This is a genomic window from Bacillus nakamurai (genome assembly GCF_001584325.1).
In the GTDB taxonomy this organism is placed as follows: Bacteria; Bacillota; Bacilli; order Bacillales; family Bacillaceae; genus Bacillus; species Bacillus nakamurai.
In genome coordinates this window covers 24,306-42,180 of the sequence record NZ_LSAZ01000009.1, presented here as the reverse complement: position 1 = coordinate 42,180, position 17,875 = coordinate 24,306, and the positions used below count along the sequence as shown (strand labels likewise).

General features: G+C 44.1%; 25 protein-coding genes. All 25 read right to left on the bottom strand.

The genetic code is table 11. The annotated features are described in order from the left end of the window. Positions 1-20: 20 nt before the first annotated feature. Positions 21-383, bottom strand: coding sequence for a 50S ribosomal protein L18 (gene rplR / locus AXI59_RS05935; protein ID WP_061527650.1), 363 nt, complete (start codon positions 381-383; stop codon positions 21-23). Positions 384-415: 32 nt separating this feature from the next. Continuing rightward, positions 416-955: a 50S ribosomal protein L6 gene (gene rplF / locus AXI59_RS05930; RefSeq protein WP_061527649.1), complete on the bottom strand. Its 540-nt coding sequence runs from the start codon at positions 953-955 to the stop codon at positions 416-418. A 30-nt stretch (positions 956-985) separates the two neighbouring features. Next, positions 986-1,384, bottom strand: coding sequence for a 30S ribosomal protein S8 (gene rpsH, locus AXI59_RS05925; RefSeq protein ID WP_003156489.1), 399 nt, complete (start codon positions 1,382-1,384; stop codon positions 986-988). A 31-nt stretch (positions 1,385-1,415) separates the two neighbouring features. Then, positions 1,416-1,601 carry a 30S ribosomal protein S14 gene (gene rpsN, locus AXI59_RS05920; RefSeq protein WP_003156488.1) on the bottom strand — a complete coding sequence of 62 codons (186 nt, stop codon included), beginning with the start codon at positions 1,599-1,601 and terminating at the stop codon, positions 1,416-1,418. A 22-nt stretch (positions 1,602-1,623) separates the two neighbouring features. Beyond that, a complete protein-coding gene (gene rplE / locus AXI59_RS05915; RefSeq protein WP_061521281.1) occupies positions 1,624-2,163 on the bottom strand; it encodes a 50S ribosomal protein L5 in 540 nt (179 codons plus the stop codon). Positions 2,164-2,189: 26 nt separating this feature from the next. After that, on the bottom strand, positions 2,190-2,501 hold the full coding sequence (gene rplX / locus AXI59_RS05910) for a 50S ribosomal protein L24 (protein WP_003156486.1): 312 nt from the start codon (positions 2,499-2,501) through the stop codon (positions 2,190-2,192). Positions 2,502-2,537: 36 nt separating this feature from the next. Then, entirely contained in the window at positions 2,538-2,906 is a 369-nt protein-coding gene (gene rplN / locus AXI59_RS05905; protein ID WP_017695830.1) for a 50S ribosomal protein L14, read from the bottom strand. A 40-nt stretch (positions 2,907-2,946) separates the two neighbouring features. Continuing rightward, positions 2,947-3,210, bottom strand: a complete 264-nt coding sequence (gene rpsQ / locus AXI59_RS05900; RefSeq protein ID WP_016935900.1) for a 30S ribosomal protein S17 — start codon at positions 3,208-3,210, stop codon at positions 2,947-2,949. Between the two features lie 22 nt (positions 3,211-3,232). Continuing rightward, the gene (gene rpmC / locus AXI59_RS05895) at positions 3,233-3,433 is read right to left on the bottom strand and encodes a 50S ribosomal protein L29 (protein ID WP_003156482.1); all 201 of its coding nucleotides are present in this window, start codon (positions 3,431-3,433) and stop codon (positions 3,233-3,235) included. Next, positions 3,423-3,857 carry a 50S ribosomal protein L16 gene (rplP, locus tag AXI59_RS05890; protein WP_003225801.1) on the bottom strand — a complete coding sequence of 145 codons (435 nt, stop codon included), beginning with the start codon at positions 3,855-3,857 and terminating at the stop codon, positions 3,423-3,425. Before rplP ends, rpmC begins: the two co-directional genes overlap by 11 nt. Position 3,858: 1 nt before the next feature. Further along, positions 3,859-4,515 (bottom strand): 30S ribosomal protein S3, encoded by a 657-nt coding sequence (gene rpsC, locus AXI59_RS05885; RefSeq protein WP_003328281.1) that lies wholly within the window; start codon positions 4,513-4,515, stop codon positions 3,859-3,861. Between the two features lie 3 nt (positions 4,516-4,518). Then, positions 4,519-4,860, bottom strand: a complete 342-nt coding sequence (rplV, locus tag AXI59_RS05880) for a 50S ribosomal protein L22 (protein WP_003156475.1) — start codon at positions 4,858-4,860, stop codon at positions 4,519-4,521. Positions 4,861-4,876: 16 nt separating this feature from the next. Beyond that, the gene (gene rpsS, locus AXI59_RS05875) at positions 4,877-5,155 is read right to left on the bottom strand and encodes a 30S ribosomal protein S19 (RefSeq protein ID WP_061521282.1); all 279 of its coding nucleotides are present in this window, start codon (positions 5,153-5,155) and stop codon (positions 4,877-4,879) included. A 57-nt stretch (positions 5,156-5,212) separates the two neighbouring features. Beyond that, positions 5,213-6,046, bottom strand: a complete 834-nt coding sequence (gene rplB / locus AXI59_RS05870) for a 50S ribosomal protein L2 (protein ID WP_061521283.1) — start codon at positions 6,044-6,046, stop codon at positions 5,213-5,215. Positions 6,047-6,077: 31 nt separating this feature from the next. Then, positions 6,078-6,365 carry a 50S ribosomal protein L23 gene (rplW, locus tag AXI59_RS05865; RefSeq protein ID WP_003156467.1) on the bottom strand — a complete coding sequence of 96 codons (288 nt, stop codon included), beginning with the start codon at positions 6,363-6,365 and terminating at the stop codon, positions 6,078-6,080. Beyond that, on the bottom strand, positions 6,365-6,988 hold the full coding sequence (gene rplD, locus AXI59_RS05860; protein WP_007615239.1) for a 50S ribosomal protein L4: 624 nt from the start codon (positions 6,986-6,988) through the stop codon (positions 6,365-6,367). The genes rplW and rplD overlap by 1 nt, the downstream gene beginning before the upstream one ends. A 27-nt stretch (positions 6,989-7,015) precedes the next feature. Beyond that, on the bottom strand, positions 7,016-7,645 hold the full coding sequence (rplC, locus tag AXI59_RS05855) for a 50S ribosomal protein L3 (protein ID WP_061521284.1): 630 nt from the start codon (positions 7,643-7,645) through the stop codon (positions 7,016-7,018). Between the two features lie 39 nt (positions 7,646-7,684). Then, a complete protein-coding gene (rpsJ, locus tag AXI59_RS05850; RefSeq protein WP_003156464.1) occupies positions 7,685-7,993 on the bottom strand; it encodes a 30S ribosomal protein S10 in 309 nt (102 codons plus the stop codon). 248 nt (positions 7,994-8,241) lie between these two features. After that, positions 8,242-9,207: an alpha/beta fold hydrolase gene (locus AXI59_RS05845; protein WP_061527648.1), complete on the bottom strand. Its 966-nt coding sequence runs from the start codon at positions 9,205-9,207 to the stop codon at positions 8,242-8,244. Between the two features lie 102 nt (positions 9,208-9,309). Then, positions 9,310-10,500, bottom strand: a complete 1,191-nt coding sequence (tuf, locus tag AXI59_RS05840) for an elongation factor Tu (protein WP_061521286.1) — start codon at positions 10,498-10,500, stop codon at positions 9,310-9,312. Between the two features lie 119 nt (positions 10,501-10,619). After that, positions 10,620-12,698 carry an elongation factor G gene (gene fusA / locus AXI59_RS05835; RefSeq protein WP_061527647.1) on the bottom strand — a complete coding sequence of 693 codons (2,079 nt, stop codon included), beginning with the start codon at positions 12,696-12,698 and terminating at the stop codon, positions 10,620-10,622. A gap of 53 nt (positions 12,699-12,751) precedes the next feature. After that, the gene (gene rpsG, locus AXI59_RS05830; RefSeq protein ID WP_003156447.1) at positions 12,752-13,222 is read right to left on the bottom strand and encodes a 30S ribosomal protein S7; all 471 of its coding nucleotides are present in this window, start codon (positions 13,220-13,222) and stop codon (positions 12,752-12,754) included. 43 nt (positions 13,223-13,265) lie between these two features. Continuing rightward, positions 13,266-13,682, bottom strand: coding sequence for a 30S ribosomal protein S12 (gene rpsL / locus AXI59_RS05825; RefSeq protein ID WP_003156445.1), 417 nt, complete (start codon positions 13,680-13,682; stop codon positions 13,266-13,268). 116 nt (positions 13,683-13,798) lie between these two features. After that, complete coding sequence (locus tag AXI59_RS05820) at positions 13,799-14,047, bottom strand: 50S ribosomal protein L7ae-like protein (RefSeq protein WP_061521288.1); 249 nt, start codon at positions 14,045-14,047, stop codon at positions 13,799-13,801. Between the two features lie 169 nt (positions 14,048-14,216). Continuing rightward, complete coding sequence (rpoC, locus tag AXI59_RS05815; protein WP_061521289.1) at positions 14,217-17,816, bottom strand: DNA-directed RNA polymerase subunit beta'; 3,600 nt, start codon at positions 17,814-17,816, stop codon at positions 14,217-14,219. Between the last annotated feature and the right edge of the window lie 59 nt (positions 17,817-17,875).

The window sequence follows — 17,875 nt, the reverse complement described above, 5'->3', positions numbered from 1 at the left end:
ATGTGTCCCTCCTTTTTTTATTAAAATTTCAGTCCGGCTTCACGAGCTGCATCGGCCAGAGCTTTTACACGTCCATGGTATAAGTATCCGCCGCGGTCAAATACTACGTCAGAAACGCCTTTTTCAGCAGCGCGTTTCGCAACCAGTTCACCGACTTTAGCAGCAGCAGCGCTGTCTCCAGTGCTTTCCACGTTCAAATCTTTATCGAGAGTAGACGCACTAACAAGTGTAACGCCGTTTGCATCATCGATGATTTGAGCATAAATGTGTTTGTTTGAACGGAACACATTCAGACGAGGTCTTTCAGCTGTGCCTGAAAGTTTAGCACGAACACGAGCATGTCTTTTTTGACGAGCAGCATTTTTGCTAGTTTTCGTAATCATCTAGGTCACTCCTTTCTTCACTTTAAGCGGTCTTACTTAGCAGATTTACCTTCTTTACGGCGAACAACTTCACCTTCGTAGCGAATTCCTTTACCTTTGTAAGGCTCTGGAGAACGTACAGCGCGGATGTTAGCAGCGATAGCTCCTACGCGTTCTTTGTCTGTACCTTTTACAACTACTTTTGTTTGAGAAGGAACTTCGATTTCGATGCCCTCTTCAGGAACGATTTCAACCGGGTGAGAGTATCCAACGTTTAAAACAAGTTTGTTACCGGATTTAGCCGCACGATAACCGACACCGACTAATTCCAAACCTCTTTCAAATCCTTTAGATACGCCTTCAACCATGTTTCCAAGCAGACTGCGAGTCGTACCATGCAAAGCACGGTGCTCCTTATGATCAGAAGGACGAGTGACTGTAAGCACGTTGTCCTCAATTTTGATTTCCATATCAGGATGGAATGTACGAGTTAATTCTCCTTTTGGTCCTTTCACAGCTACAGTGTTGCCAGCGTTCAGCGTTACTGTAACTTCTGAAGGGATCTCAAGCAGTTTCTTACCTACACGAGACATACTAAAACACCTCCATTCTTGTTAAACTTCTTACCAAACGTATGCTAGTACTTCTCCACCAGCTTGTTTTGCACGGGCTTCTTTGTCCGTTAAAACACCTTGTGATGTAGAAATAATCGCGATTCCAAGACCGTTAAGTACGCGAGGTACTTCATTTGATTTAGCGTATACACGCAAACCTGGTTTGCTGATTCTTTTAAGACCAGTGATAACACGCTCGTTGTTTTGTCCGTATTTCAAGAAAACGCGGATGATGCCTTGTTTGCTGTCTTCTACGAACTCAACGTCACGAATGAAACCTTCACGCTTTAAAATGTCAGCAATTTCTCTTTTCAATTTAGAAGCAGGAATTTCAAGCTTCTCATGACGTACCATGTTTGCATTACGAATACGAGTCAGCATATCTGCAATTGGATCTGTCATAACCATTATATAATTACCTCCTTCCCTTTCTTGGGGATTACCAGCTGGCTTTTTTCACGCCAGGAATTTGTCCTTTATATGCAAGCTCACGGAAACAAATACGGCAAAGTTTAAATTTACGAATGACTGAGTGCGGACGTCCGCAGCGTTCACAGCGAGTGTACTCTTGCACTTTAAACTTTGGTGTACGTTGTTGTTTCGCAATCATTGACTTTTTAGCCACGATTTCGCCTCCCTTTCATTGATTATTTCTGGAACGGCATACCTACTTGAGTTAATAGCTCACGAGCCTCTTCGTCAGAGTTAGCAGTCGTTACGATAACGATGTCCATTCCGCGAACCTTTGTTACTTTATCGTAGTCAATTTCAGGGAAGATTAACTGTTCTTTAATACCAAGAGTGTAGTTGCCGCGACCGTCGAAAGATTTCTTAGAAATCCCGCGGAAGTCACGTACACGCGGTAAAGATACAGAAATAAGTTTATCAAGGAAATCATACATGCGCTCTCCGCGAAGAGTTACTTTCGCACCGATAGGCATTCCCTCACGAAGACGGAATCCAGCAATTGATTTCTTCGCACGAGTAACGACAGGTTTTTGACCTGCGATAAACGTTAATTCTTCAACAGCACTGTCGATTGCTTTCGCGTTTTGAACAGCATCACCAACACCCATGTTGATTACGATTTTTTCGATTTTTGGCACCTGCATAACAGAGTCGTAGTTGAACTTCGTCATTAAAGCAGGTAAAATTTCTTTATTGTACTTTTCTTTAAGGCGGTTCATGAGATAGACCTCCCTTCCTTTAAATACTATTTATCTAAGACTTGCCCAGATTTTTTTGCTACACGAACTTTTTTGCCATCTTCCACTTTGTATCCTACGCGAGTCACTTCACCTGTTTTAGGATCGAGCGGCATAACGTTTGATACATGAATTGGCGCCTCTTGATTAGAAATACCGCCTTGAGGGTTTGCTTGAGTCGGTTTAGAGTGTTTCTTCACCATGTTCACACCTTCAACTAAAACGCGGTCCTTTTTAGGGAAAGCAGCAAGGATCGTACCTTGTTTGCCTTTATCTTTACCAGAGATAACCATTACTTTATCGCCTTTTTTCACATGCATCCTGATCGCACCTCCTTGACTAAGGCATTTATTTCATTAGATAACTTCTGGAGCTAGAGAAACAATTTTCATGAAGTTGTTTTCACGTAATTCACGAGCAACCGGTCCGAAGATACGTGTTCCACGCGGGCTCTTGTCGTCACGGATGATAACACATGCATTCTCATCGAAGCTGATGTATGATCCGTCAGTTCTGCGCGCTCCGCTTTTTGTGCGAACGATAACAGCTTTTACGACTTCACCTTTTTTGACAACGCCTCCAGGTGTTGCTTGTTTAACCGTGCAAACAATTACATCACCAATGTTAGCCGTTTTGCGTCCAGAACCGCCAAGAACTTTAATAGTCAGTACTTCACGTGCACCAGAGTTGTCAGCTACTTTTAAACGAGTCTCTTGTTGAATCATTTTTTGTTACCTCCCTTCGGAAAAAGAATTCCGAACTTTATTAGATAATAACAGCTTCTTCGACAACTTCTACTAGACGAAAACGTTTAGTCGCAGATAATGGACGAGTTTCCATGATCTTTACGATGTCTCCGATTTTAGCTTGATTATTTTCATCATGTGCTTTTAATTTCTTTGAGTATTTTACGCGTTTACCGTAAATAGGGTCTTTCTTGTATGTTTCAACAACAACAGTGATGGTTTTATCCATTTTGTCAGAAACAACACGGCCTTGGTAAACTTTGCGTTGGTTACGTTCGCTCATGCTCACGACCTCCCCTCAGTGATTATTTGTTAGCAGCAATTTCTCTTTCACGAATCACAGTTTTCATGCGCGCGATAGCTTTGCGCACTTCACGAATGCGAGCAGTGTTTTCAAGTTGTCCTGTCGCTAATTGAAAGCGAAGATTGAAAAGTTCTTCTTTAAGAGACTTTACTTTTTGTTCAATTTCAGCAGTGGTAAGGTCACGAATTTCATTAGCTTTCATTTGATTCACCACCAATTTCTTCACGTTTTACGAACTTCGTTTTAATTGGCAATTTGTGAGATGCAAGACGAAGAGCTTCACGAGCTACCTCTTCAGACACACCAGAAATTTCAAATAAAACTTTGCCCGGTTTTACAACAGCTACCCAGCCTTCAGGAGCCCCTTTACCGGAACCCATCCGTACCTCAAGCGGTTTAGCAGTGTAAGGTTTTGAAGGGAAAATTTTAATCCAAACTTTACCGCCACGTTTCATGTAACGAGTCATCGCAATACGTGCAGCTTCGATTTGGCGGTTAGTGATCCATGATGCTTCAAGAGCCTGGATACCGAACTCACCAAAATGTACTTCAGTACCGCCTTTAGCGCGACCGCGCATTTTTCCGCGATGCTCTCTGCGATATTTAACGCGTTTTGGTAATAACATATTATTTTCCTCCTTCCTCAGTTTTCTTCTTAGTAGGAAGAACCTCTCCACGATAGATCCAGACTTTTACACCGAGCTTACCGTAAGTTGTGTCAGCTTCAGATGTTGCATAGTCAATGTCAGCACGCAATGTGTGCAATGGAACAGTTCCTTCACTGTAGTATTCAGAACGAGCGATATCAGCTCCGCCAAGACGTCCGGAAACCATTGTTTTCACACCTTGTGCTCCAGCACGCATTGTGCGTTGGATTTGTTGTTTCTGCGCACGGCGGAAAGAAATACGGTTTTCTAGTTGACGAGCGATGTTGTCAGCTACTAGCTGAGCATCAAGATCAGCTCTTTTAATTTCAAGAATGTTAATGTGTACACGCTTGCCAGTAAGGCTGTTAAGGGCTTTACGAAGTGCTTCAACTTCAGATCCGCCTTTACCGATTACCATACCAGGCTTAGCAGTGTGGATCGTAATGTTAACGCGGTTTGCTGCACGCTCGATTTCTACTTTAGAAACAGAAGCGTCAGAAAGGCGTTTGCTAATGTATTCACGAATTTTTAAATCTTCGTGCAGGAAGTCAGCGTAATCTTTACCAGCGTACCACTTAGATTCCCAATCACGAATGACTCCGATACGAAGACCGACTGGATTTACCTTTTGACCCACTACTTATCCCTCCTTCTTTTCTGATACAACGATTGTAATGTGGCTCGTACGTTTGTTGATTTGGCTCGCACGTCCCATAGCACGCGGGCGGAATCTTTTTAACGTTGGGCCTTCGTCAACAAATGCTTGAGAAATAACCAGATTGTTAGCGTCCATTTCGTAGTTGTGCTCAGCATTTGCGATAGCAGATTTTAAAACTTTTTCGATGATTGGAGAAGCAGCTCTCGGAGTTAAGTTCAAGATAGATACTGCTTCGCCTACTTGCTTACCTCGAATCAGGTCCATTACTAGACGTGCTTTACGAGGAGCAATACGGACTGTTCTTGCAACAGCTTTAGCTTGCATTTAAAAGCCTCCTCTCTTAGCGTCTTGTTTTTTTATCGTCACTAGCGTGGCCTTTGTACGTACGAGTTGGAGCGAATTCACCCAACTTGTGGCCTACCATATCTTCAGAAATGAATACAGGCACGTGTTTACGTCCGTCATAGACTGCGATTGTGTGACCGATAAATTGTGGGAAAATAGTAGAACGGCGAGACCAAGTTTTTACAACTTGTTTCTTGTCCGTTTCATTTAATTTCTCGATTTTTGCCATCAAGTGTCCATCGACAAATGGTCCTTTTTTCAAGCTGCGAGCCATTTTGGAACCTCCCTTCGTGATTGCACTACGGTCCGATATGAACCGTAGACAACCCCGTTATTTATTTTTACGACGACGTACGATAAATTTATCAGATTTGCTCTTTTTCTTACGTGTCTTGAATCCAAGAGTCGGTTTGCCCCATGGAGACATTGGTGATTTACGTCCGATTGGCGCGCGTCCTTCACCACCACCGTGCGGGTGATCGTTAGGGTTCATTACAGAACCGCGGACTGTAGGGCGGATGCCTTTCCAGCGAGAGCGTCCTGCTTTACCAATGTTGATCAGTTCGTGCTGTTCGTTACCTACTTGACCGATAGAAGCGCGGCAAGCAGAAAGGATCATGCGAACTTCACCAGAGTTAAGACGTACAAGAACGTATTTACCTTCTTTACCAAGAACCTGAGCAGATGTACCAGCAGAGCGTACAAGCTGTCCGCCTTTACCAGGTTTCAATTCAATGTTATGCACAACTGTACCAACAGGGATGTTGATAAGCGGAAGTGCGTTACCTACTTTGATGTCAGCTTCTGGGCCAGACATGATTTCAGTACCTACTTGAATTCCTTTAGGAGCAAGAATGTAACGTTTTTCTCCGTCTACATAGTTGATTAGTGCGATGTTAGCTGAACGGTTTGGATCGTATTCAACTGTAGCAACGCGTCCAGGTATACCATCTTTATCGCGTTTGAAGTCGATAACACGGTATTGGCGTTTGTGTCCGCCACCTTGGTGACGTACAGTCAATTTACCTTGGTTGTTACGTCCGCCTTTTTTATGAAGGGGAGCAAGCAAGGATTTTTCCGGCTGGTCAGTCGTGATTTCAGCAAAATCTGAAGTTGTCATGCCACGACGTCCGTTAGAGGTCGGTTTATACTTTTTAATCGCCATTTTGAATTTCCCTCCTTCTTTTTACAGATAATTAAGCTTCAAAAATTTCGATTTCTTTGCTGTCTGCAGTAAGTTTTACGATCGCTTTTCTGCGACGGCTAGTCATACCAGTGTAGCGGCCGACACGTTTTGATTTCCCTTTGTAGTTCATGATGTTGACTTTGTCAACTTTCACTCCAAAGATACTTTCAACTGCATCTTTCACTTCTGTTTTATTAGCTCTAACATCAACTTCAAAAGTATATTTTTTTTCAGTCATTAAATCAGCAGAACGTTCAGTAATGACGGGGCGCTTAAGAACATCACGAGGATCTTTCATTATGCAAGCACCTCCTCTACTTTTTCAACCGCAGCTTTCGTAATCAGAAGCTTCTCGTGGTTGACAACGTCTAACACGTTGATTCCGTTAGCTTGAACAACAGTAACTCCAGGGATATTACGAGCAGAAAGAGATACTGCTTCGTTTGCATCCGCAGTTACGATTAAAGCTTTTTTCTCAACAGACAGTCCTTTAAGGATAGCTGCCATTTCTTTTGTTTTAACCGTATCAAGAGTAAGATCTTCAAGAACAATGATGTTGTTGTCATTCACTTTAGAAGACAATACTGATTTGATTGCCAAGCGGCGAACTTTTTTAGGTAATTTATAAGAATAGCTGCGTGGTGTTGGGCCGAATACGACACCACCTCCGCGCCATTGCGGTGAACGGATAGAACCTTGACGGGCACGACCTGTACCTTTTTGACGCCATGGTTTACGACCTCCGCCGCGTACTTCAGAACGATTTTTTACTTTGTGAGATCCTTGACGTAAGGAAGCTCTTTGCATAAGAATAGCGTCGAATACTACGCTCTCATTTGGCTCAATTCCAAATACAGAAGCGTTTAATTCGATATCACCAGCAGTAGAACCGTTTTGGTTGTATAATGCTACTTTTGGCATGATCAATTTCCTCCTTTCCTAAGAGACTTATTTAGATTTAACAGCACTTTTCACAGTGATTAAAGCTTTTCTCGCACCAGGTACGTTACCTTTAATCAAAAGAAGATTGCGCTCAGCATCTACTTTTACGATTTCAAGGTTTTGGACAGTGATTTGATCTCCGCCCATGCGTCCAGGTAATAATTTACCTTTGAATACACGGTTAGGATCTACAGGTCCCATTGAACCAGGACGACGGTGGTAGCGTGAACCGTGAGACATAGGTCCGCGAGATTGTCCGTGGCGCTTGATTGCACCTTGGAAACCTTTACCTTTAGATACTCCTGTTACATCTACGATTTCTCCTGCAGAGAAAATTTCAACCTTGACTTCCTGACCAACTTCATACGCATCCATTTCCACTCCGCGTAATTCTTTAACGAAGCGCTTAGGAGCAGTCTCCGCTTTTGCAACGTGGCCTTTTTCCGGTTTGTTTGAAAGCTTTTCGCGCTTATCGTCAAAACCAAGCTGAATGGCTTCGTAGCCGTCGTTTTCAGCTGTTTTCTTTTGAAGAACAACGTTTGGAGCTGCTTCAATAACAGTTACCGGGATAAGATCACCGTTTTCTGCGAATACTTGCGTCATACCAATTTTTCTTCCTAAGATTCCTTTGGTCATTCGTCACACCTCCTATTAAGATCATTCTATATTTTAGAATTAAAGTTTGATTTCGATATCGACACCAGATGGTAAATCTAATCGCATGAGAGCATCAACAGTTTGTGGTGTTGGGTTCACAATGTCGATTAAACGTTTATGTGTACGCATTTCAAATTGCTCACGAGAATCTTTGTATTTGTGCACCGCACGAAGGATTGTGTAAACTGATTTTTCAGTCGGCAACGGAATCGGACCAGATACGCTGGCACCAGAACGTTTTGCCGTTTCAACAATCTTCTCTGCAGATTGATCAAGGATTCTATGATCATATGCTTTTAAACGAATACGAATTTTTTGTTTTGCCATTATTTTCCCTCCTTTTCGCCTACATCACGTTAGACAGTTCTCCGTGAGAAAAACCTGATCACCTTGCCATGGCAAAGCGGCCGGGTGTGTCAGCAACCTCTCACTTCATCGCAGTCAAAGACCAACATACACCATTATACAGAAAATAGACGTATGTTGCAAGGTATATTTGAATAACCTTGTGGTTTTCACACTTTGATTATTATACAGGTGTTATTAGTAATAATCAAGGATATGCCGTTTTCTTATCAGAGATGGAATGTTGCGAAGCGGCTGAGAACCTCGGCGAACAAGTCCGGCTCTTCCAAATGAGGAGAGTGGGCCGAGTTTTCAAACCAAAACCATTCTTTATACGGGGCCTTCACCTGTTTATAAAAACCGTGCGATATACTTCCCGGAACGGTCAGGTCAAATCGCCCCGATATAAAACAACATGGTACTTTAATAGAAGAAACTGATTCTTCGGCATCAAACCGGAGTAGTTCCCCCCACAAATGCTTCAGGCTGAACATTTGGCCGCGGGCAGCTAAAAGGCTCCCTCTTACGCCATATGGTTCACCAAACAGCATACGGCTGCCCACTTTGAGTACCGCCAACCGTTTATGGGTAAAGCCTCCCCCCTTCATTTCAATGCCAAACAGAAATAATGCCTGCTTCAGCTGTCCGTTCCAAGGAGGAGGGCCAATAAACCGAAGCAGCTTGTCCAGCATCCGATGTTTGTTTTCTCTGCTCCATGTTGTAAGCTGCCGGTAAGCTTCCATTTCTTCTTTTTGAATATTTACCACCTGACTGATGCCGATATACGCGTGATACAGATCAGGTCTCAGCTGCAGGACGTTAAGCGCCAGCACTGAGCCCCATGAATAGCCGACGACATATATTTTCTGTTTACTGAACTGTTTGCAGAGACGTTCCGTCACATCAATGGCGTCGGCAGTCATTTGTGCCATGGTCATGGATGAGCCGGGTATCTCCCTTGAATATGAGAGCCCCGCCCCTCTCTGATCCCAGTTCACTACAGTGAAATGCTTTTCCAGCTCTTTCTGGTATCTTCTTGCGTAGCCGATTTGCGGAGTTCCCGGCCCGCCATGCAGAAACAAAAGCAGCGGATTTTTCTTGTCATTGCCGTTAATCATGATTGTTTGTTCACTATCGTTTATCTTCAATTGTTGCAAAAGTGAAATACGATCGTTCGTACCATAATTGTCACTCATAGCTTTGCTCCTAAAATTTGTATAACTTCTATTATACAATGATTTAAGCAAGAAACAAAAAACGAGGCCCCATATGGGACCCCGCATTAATGAACGAATCGATTATTCAATGATTGTAGAAACAACGCCTGAACCAACAGTACGTCCGCCTTCACGAATAGAGAAACGAGTTCCTTCTTCGATAGCGATTGTTGAGATAAGTTCAACGTTCATTTCAGTGTTATCTCCAGGCATAACCATTTCTACGCCTTCTGGAAGATGGATGATACCAGTTACGTCAGTTGTACGGAAGTAGAACTGAGGACGGTAGTTAGAGAAGAATGGAGTATGACGTCCACCCTCTTCTTTAGAAAGAACGTAAACTTCAGCTTTGAATTTGCTGTGTGGAGTGATTGTACCTGGTTTAGCAAGTACTTGTCCACGTTGGATATCTTCACGAGCTACACCGCGAAGAAGGGCACCGATGTTGTCACCAGCTTCAGCGTAGTCAAGAAGCTTACGGAACATTTCAACACCTGTAACAGTTGTTTTGCTGTTTTCTTCTTGAAGACCGATGATTTCAACTTCATCACCGACTTTAACTTGTCCGCGTTCTACACGGCCAGTAGCAACTGTACCACGACCAGTGATTGAGAATACGTCCTCAACTGGCATCATGAATGGTTTTTCAGTGTCGCGTTCTGGAGTTGGGATGTACTCGTCAACTGCAGCCATAAGTTCAAGAATTTTTTCTTCGTACTCAGCGTCTCCTTCAAGAGCTTTAAGAGCAGAACCTTTAACAACTGGTACATCATCACCAGGGAAGTCATATTCGCTAAGAAGATCGCGAACTTCCATTTCAACAAGTTCAAGAAGCTCTTCGTCGTCTACCATGTCGCATTTGTTAAGGAATACAACGATGTAAGGTACACCAACGTTTTTAGAAAGAAGGATGTGCTCACGAGTTTGCGGCATTGGGCCATCAGCAGCAGATACTACAAGGATAGCTCCGTCCATTTGCGCAGCACCAGTGATCATGTTTTTAACATAGTCAGCGTGTCCTGGGCAGTCTACGTGTGCATAGTGACGAGTGTCAGTTTCGTACTCAACGTGTGCAGTAGAGATTGTGATACCGCGCTCACGTTCTTCTGGAGCACCATCAATTTGATCGTACGCCATAGCTGTACCTTTACCAGATTTCTTATGAAGTACTGTTGAGATAGCAGCAGTTAATGTTGTTTTACCATGGTCAACGTGTCCAATTGTACCGATATTGGCATGTGATTTGGAACGGTCGAATTTTTCTTTAGCCATTCTAAAATCCTCCTTAAGAGCTTTTAATTAGTGATGTATAGAGTGATAGAAAGTGAAAGCTTGCTTTCACTTCCTCATCTTACAATAGTAGTTATACTTGAGTTAAGTGGCAAAATCAATTATTCGCCTTTATTTTTTTTGATAATTTCTTCAGCGATGCTCTTCGGCACTTCTTCGTAGTGGTCCATGTGCATAGTGAACGTACCGCGGCCTTGCGTGTTAGAACGAAGGGCAGTAGCGTAACCGAACATTTCAGCAAGAGGAACCATCGCACGCACTACTTGTGCGTTACCGCGAGCTTCCATACCTTCTACGCGTCCGCGACGAGATGTAATATCGCCCATGATGTCTCCCATGTATTCTTCAGGAATAACCACTTCAACTTTCATGATTGGTTCAAGAAGAACAGGGTTACATTTGCTGACTGCATTTTTCAATGCCATAGAAGCAGCGACTTTAAACGCCATTTCGTTTGAGTCAACATCATGGTAAGATCCATCAAAAAGTTTCGCCTTGATGTCGATTAGCGGGAATCCAGCTAGGACACCATTTTCAAGAGAGTCTTCAAGACCTGCTTGTACGGCTGGGATGTATTCACGAGGAACAACACCACCGACGATTGCGTTTTCGAATTCAAAGCCAGCGCCTTCTTCGTTCGGTTCGAATTCAATCCAAACGTGACCGAACTGACCGCGTCCGCCTGACTGACGTACGAATTTACCTTCAACTTTTGCACTGCTGCGGAAAGTCTCACGGTATGCTACTTGAGGAGCACCTACGTTAGCTTCAACTTTGAATTCACGCTTCATACGATCAACAATGATGTCAAGGTGAAGTTCACCCATACCAGAGATGATTGTTTGACCAGTTTCCTGGTTTGTTTGTGTACGGAATGTAGGATCTTCTTCAGCAAGTTTTGCCAAAGCGACACCCATTTTATCTTGGTCAGCTTTTGATTTAGGCTCAATCGCTACGTCGATAACCGGTTCTGGGAATTCCATTGATTCAAGGATTACAAGATCCTTTTCATCACATAGAGTATCTCCAGTAGAAGTATCTTTTAGACCTACAGCAGCTGCGATGTCCCCTGCGTATACAGTAGAAATCTCTTCACGGCTGTTAGCGTGCATTTGAAGGATACGTCCTACGCGCTCACGCTTGCCTTTAGTAGAGTTTTTCACATATGAACCGGAATCAAGTGTTCCGGAATATACGCGGAAGAATGTCAGCTTACCGACATATGGGTCAGTCATAACTTTAAATGCAAGTGCCGAGAACGGCTCTTCATCAGAAGAATGACGAACAATTTCTTCATCAGTGTCAGGACGTACACCTTTGATTGCAGCAACGTCAGTCGGTGCAGGAAGGTAGTCAAGAACGGCATCAAGTACAAGCTGAACACCTTTGTTTTTGAAAGCAGAACCGACAAGTACAGGGTAGAATTCAACATTCAGTGTACCTTTACGAATAGCAGCTTTCAGCTCGTCGATAGAAATTTCTTCACCTTCAAGGTACTTTTCCATAAGCTCTTCATCAAGCTCAGCCACAGCTTCAATCAGGCTGTTGCGAAGCTCTTCAGCTTGCTCTTTGTACTCTTCAGGGATTTCTTTCGCATCAGAACGAGTTCCAAGGTCATCTTCATAGAAATACGCAACGTTTTCTACTAAGTCAATGATACCTTCGAAGTTGTCTTCAGCACCGATCGGCAATTGGATTGCATGAGCGTTTGCTTGAAGACGGTCTCTTAAAGTTCCTACAGAGTAAAGGAAATCTGCGCCGATTTTGTCCATTTTGTTGACAAATACAATACGCGGCACTCCGTAAGTTGTTGCTTGGCGCCATACTGTTTCTGTTTGAGGCTCAACGCCTGATTGTGCATCAAGCACGGCAACCGCACCATCAAGTACACGAAGTGAACGTTCAACTTCAACTGTGAAGTCTACGTGTCCCGGTGTATCGATGATGTTTACACGGTAACCTTTCCACTGTGCAGTTGTAGCTGCGGAAGTGATCGTGATACCGCGTTCTTGTTCCTGCTCCATCCAGTCCATTTGCGAAGCTCCTTCGTGAGTTTCGCCAATTTTGTGGATACGGCCTGTGTAGAACAAGATCCGTTCTGTAGTTGTCGTTTTACCGGCATCGATGTGAGCCATGATCCCGATATTACGAGTTTTTTCTAAGGAGAACTCTCTTGCCATTGGGTAATTTCTCCTTCCTTATTAGGAAATTGTGTTTTTTAAATATAAGAATCCTACCAGCGGTAGTGAGCAAACGCTTTGTTCGCTTCAGCCATCTTGTGAGTGTCTTCACGTTTCTTAACGGCAGCACCAGTGTTGTTAGCTGCATCAAGAATTTCGTTAGCCAGGCGCTCTTCCATTGTTTTTTCTCCGCGAAGACGCGCATAGTTAACCAACCAGCGAAGACCAAGAGTTGTACGGCGTTCTGGACGAACTTCTACAGGCACTTGGTAGTTAGCTCCACCTACACGGCGTGCTTTAACTTCAAGTACAGGCATGATGTTTTTCAATGCTTGTTCGAAAACCTCCATTGCATCATTGCCAGTGCGTTCTTTAATGATATCGAATGACTTGTATAGGATTGTTTGAGATTTACCTTTTTTACCGTCAATCATCATTTTGTTGATAAGACGGGATACAAGCTTAGAGTTGTATAACGGATCAGGTAAAACGTCTCTTTTTGCTACAGGACCTTTACGTGGCATCTGTATATCCTCCCTTCATTAATTTTAATGATTTATGATTTTATTACTTTGCTTTAGGGCGTTTTGTTCCGTATTTAGAACGGCCTTGCGCACGGTTTTCTACTCCGGCAGTATCAAGCGCACCACGGACGATGTGGTAGCGTACACCCGGTAAGTCTTTTACACGTCCGCCGCGGATCAGTACAACGCTGTGCTCTTGCAGGTTATGACCGATACCAGGAATGTAGGCAGTAACCTCGATTCCGTTAGTTAAACGAACACGAGCATATTTACGAAGTGCTGAGTTCGGTTTTTTCGGTGTCATTGTACCGACACGAGTACATACCCCGCGTTTTTGTGGAGAAGATACGTTAGTGTGCTCTTTTTTAAAGCTGTTGTATCCTTTGTTTAGTGCAGGTGACTTAGAGTTTTCAACTTTGCTCACGCGTCCCTTGCGAATTAGCTGATTAATTGTAGGCATATTGTGTTCCTCCCTTCATTACGTTTTATAACCCACATACCCAGGTGGTTCATCATTAGGCAAAAAACAATGTCTTTACACAAGAATAATTTCTTACGTAAAAACAAAAAAGTACGCTATAACATAATGGCAACAGCTGCTGCTCCCACTTCAATTCCGCAGGCTTTGCCGAGCTTTTTCATGGATTCCACCATACAGACCGCGACATTTTGGTTCTTCGCAAGCTGAATAACGCCTGCCGTAAGAACTGAGTCCGCGTCTTTTGCCACGACGACTTCCTTTACTGAACCTCGTTTTAGAGCTTTCACTGTTTGCTTCGTACCAATAATAATTGATTTGGCCTGTGATACTTTATCATAAGACATAAACATATCCTCCAAAGTAACAGGTTTTATTTCGAGCACCTTGGTTATATTATCACTCTGTGAGACGGATGTCAACAACGTATGACATTTTTTAGTGCCGTCCGTCACCAGAATATTAATAAGACTGCGGAAAAGCTGTCGAAACAGCCTTTCCTGCAGCAGTTTTCAACTATTCAACCGGAACCATATCTTCAGACGGCTGAACGTTAGAAACAGGTTTTACTTTTCTATAATTCATCATACCGGTACCGGCCGGAACCAGTTTACCGATAATAACATTTTCTTTCAGGCCGAGAAGTTCATCGCGCTTGCCTTTAATTGCAGCGTCTGTAAGAACACGGGTCGTTTCTTGGAATGACGCAGCAGACAAGAATGAATCTGTCTCAAGAGAAGCTTTTGTGATACCGAGAAGAACAGGACGGCCCGTAGCAGGTCGGTTGCCTTCAAGCAGCACTTTTTTGTTCGCTTCTGTGAATTGGTGAATGTCAAGCAATGTGCCAGGAAGCACATCAGTGTCTCCGGCATCGATCACACGTACTTTGCGAAGCATTTGGCGAACCATTACTTCAACGTGTTTATCGCCGATTTCAACACCCTGCATACGGTAAACCTTTTGAACCTCGTGAAGAAGATACTCTTGAACCGTTGTCAGGTCAGTGACTTTAAGAAGCTCTTTCGGATCGATAGAACCTTCAGTCAGTACTTGACCGCGAGTAATCTGATCTCCTTCCGCTACTTTTAAGCGTGAGTTGTAAGGTGCCGTGTATGAACGGGTTTCAACAGCGCCTTGAACAACGATTTCCTGCTGTTTATCGCGGACTTCGTTGATTTCGGCAATTGTACCGTCAATTTCAGAAATCGTCGCTTGACCTTTCGGATTACGCGCTTCGAAAAGCTCTTGGATACGCGGAAGACCTTGTGTGATATCGTCTCCGGCAACCCCGCCTGTATGGAACGTACGCATCGTTAACTGCGTACCAGGCTCACCGATTGATTGGGCAGCGATAATACCGACCGCTTCTCCGACTTCAACATCGGTTCCGGTCGCAAGATTTCGGCCGTAGCATCGTTTACACACACCATGAGGCGTATTACATGTGAAGGCAGAACGAATCCACACTTCTTCAATACCGGCTTCAACGATTTCAAGCGCCTTATCCTCATCGATCAATTCATTTTCGTTAATGAGCACAGCACCCGTTTCAGGATGTTTGATCTGTTTTCTGGAGAAACGGCCGATTAGGCGCTCTTCCAGGCGCTCAATGATTTCCGTGCCTTCTCTGAGCGGTTTAGCGAGAATACCGCGGTCAGTTCCGCAATCTGTTTCACGAATGATAACATCCTGCGCCACATCGACAAGACGGCGTGTAAGGTAACCTGAGTCAGCTGTTTTCAGGGCGGTATCGGCAAGACCTTTACGCGCACCGTGAGTGGAGATAAAGTACTCCAATACCGTCAGACCTTCACGGAAACTTGATTTGATCGGCAACTCAATGATTCGTCCAGCCGGGTTGGCCATCAGACCGCGCATACCCGCAAGCTGCGTAAAGTTAGATGCGTTACCACGGGCTCCTGAGTCACTCATCATGTAGATCGGGTTGACTTCGTCTAATGATTTCATCAGTTTGCCTTGGATGACGTCTTTGGCTGAACTCCAAATTGAGATGACTCTCTCATAGCGTTCTTCTTCGGTGATTAGACCGCGTCTGAACTGTTTCATGACATTGTCAACTTTGCTTTGTGCTTCTTCAAGGATTTCTTGTTTATCATCGAGAACGACGATATCAGAAACCCCAACTGTGATACCGGCTTTCGTTGAATATCTGAAACCAAGGTTTTTCATGCGGTCAAGCATTTTAGACGTTTCCGTGATGTGGAATCGTTTAAAGATTTCCGCGATGATTTTACCCAGAATACCTTTTTTAAACGGTGCATTAATTGGCTGCTCTGCAATCACAGCTTTAACGTCAGCACCTTTATCTAAGAAGAAACGGTCAGGTGTTTTCTCTTCAATGTTGCTCTTCGTTGGTTCATTCATATAAGGGAATGACTCAGGAAGAATTTCATTGAAAATGAGTTTACCGACTGTTGTGATTAACAGTTTAGAACGCTGCTCATCAGTAAATGTCACATTCTTCAGGGAGTTCGCCGCAACGGCCACTCTCGTATGAAGGTGGACATATCCGTTTTGATAAGCAAGAAGCGCTTCATCTGTATTCTTGAATACCATACCTTCGCCGACAGCTCCGGCACGCTCAAGCGTCAGGTAGTAGTTTCCTAATACCATATCCTGAGACGGCGTTACAACCGGTTTACCATCTTTAGGGTTCAAGATGTTTTGCGCTGCAAGCATCAGAATGCGCGCCTCAGCTTGAGCCTCCGCTGATAAAGGTACGTGAACCGCCATTTGGTCACCGTCAAAGTCAGCGTTATAGGCTGTACATACGAGCGGGTGAAGACGGATTGCGCGTCCTTCTACAAGCGTCGGTTCGAAAGCCTGAATACCTAATCTGTGAAGCGTAGGGGCACGGTTCAATAAGACCGGATGCTCCTTAATAACAGATTCAAGTACATCCCAAACTTCAGGCTGTACGCGCTCGATTTTGCGTTTCGCGCTCTTAATGTTGTGCGCAAGGCCTTTTTCAACAAGCTCTTTCATGACGAAAGGCTTGAAGAGCTCAAGCGCCATTTCCTTCGGTAATCCGCACTGGTACATTTTCAGATGCGGTCCTACTACGATAACAGAACGGCCGGAGTAGTCTACACGTTTACCGAGAAGGTTCTGACGGAAGCGTCCTTGTTTCCCTTTCAGCATGTGAGAAAGAGATTTTAACGGACGGTTACCCGGACCTGTTACAGGACGGCCGCGGCGTCCGTTGTCAATCAGAGCATCGACAGCTTCCTGAAGCATACGTTTTTCGTTCTGAACGATGATGCTCGGAGCGCCGAGATCCAACAGACGTTTTAAACGATTGTTACGGTTGATGACACGACGGTAAAGGTCATTCAGGTCAGACGTCGCGAAACGTCCGCCGTCAAGCTGAACCATCGGTCTTAACTCAGGAGGAATAACCGGAAGCACATCAAGGATCATCCAAGACGGCTTGTTTCCTGAATTACGGAAGGCTTCCAATACTTCAAGGCGTTTGATCGCACGTGTGCGCCGCTGTCCTTGAGATGTTTTCAGCTCTTCTTTTAACATATCAACTTCTTTGACAAGGTCGATGTCTTGAAGAAGTTTATTAATGGCTTCCGCACCCATAGAGGCTTGGAATTTGCTGCCGTATTTATCAAGATACGCACGGTATTCCTTCTCAGATAAAAGCTGTTTCTTTTCAAGCGGTGTATTAGCCGGATCGGTTACGACGTAAGAAGCAAAGTAAATCACTTCTTCTAACGCACGCGGTGACATATCCAATACGAGGCCCATACGGCTCGGAATACCTTTGAAATACCAAATGTGAGAAACCGGGGCAGCCAGTTCAATATGCCCCATTCTCTCACGACGGACTTTAGCCCGCGTTACTTCAACTCCGCAACGGTCACAAACTACGCCTTTATAACGAACCCGCTTGTACTTGCCGCAATGACATTCCCAGTCCTTTGTCGGTCCGAAAATGCGTTCGCAGAACAGGCCGTCCTTTTCAGGTTTTAACGTACGATAGTTTATCGTTTCAGGCTTTTTCACTTCACCAAAAGACCATGAACGGATTTTATCCGGTGAAGCAAGACCGATGTTCATATACTCAAAATTGTTCACATCCAGCAAGGGGCCTACCTCCCTTTTTATCTTCGGATTAACCGATGTCACTTGCTTTATCAATCAGA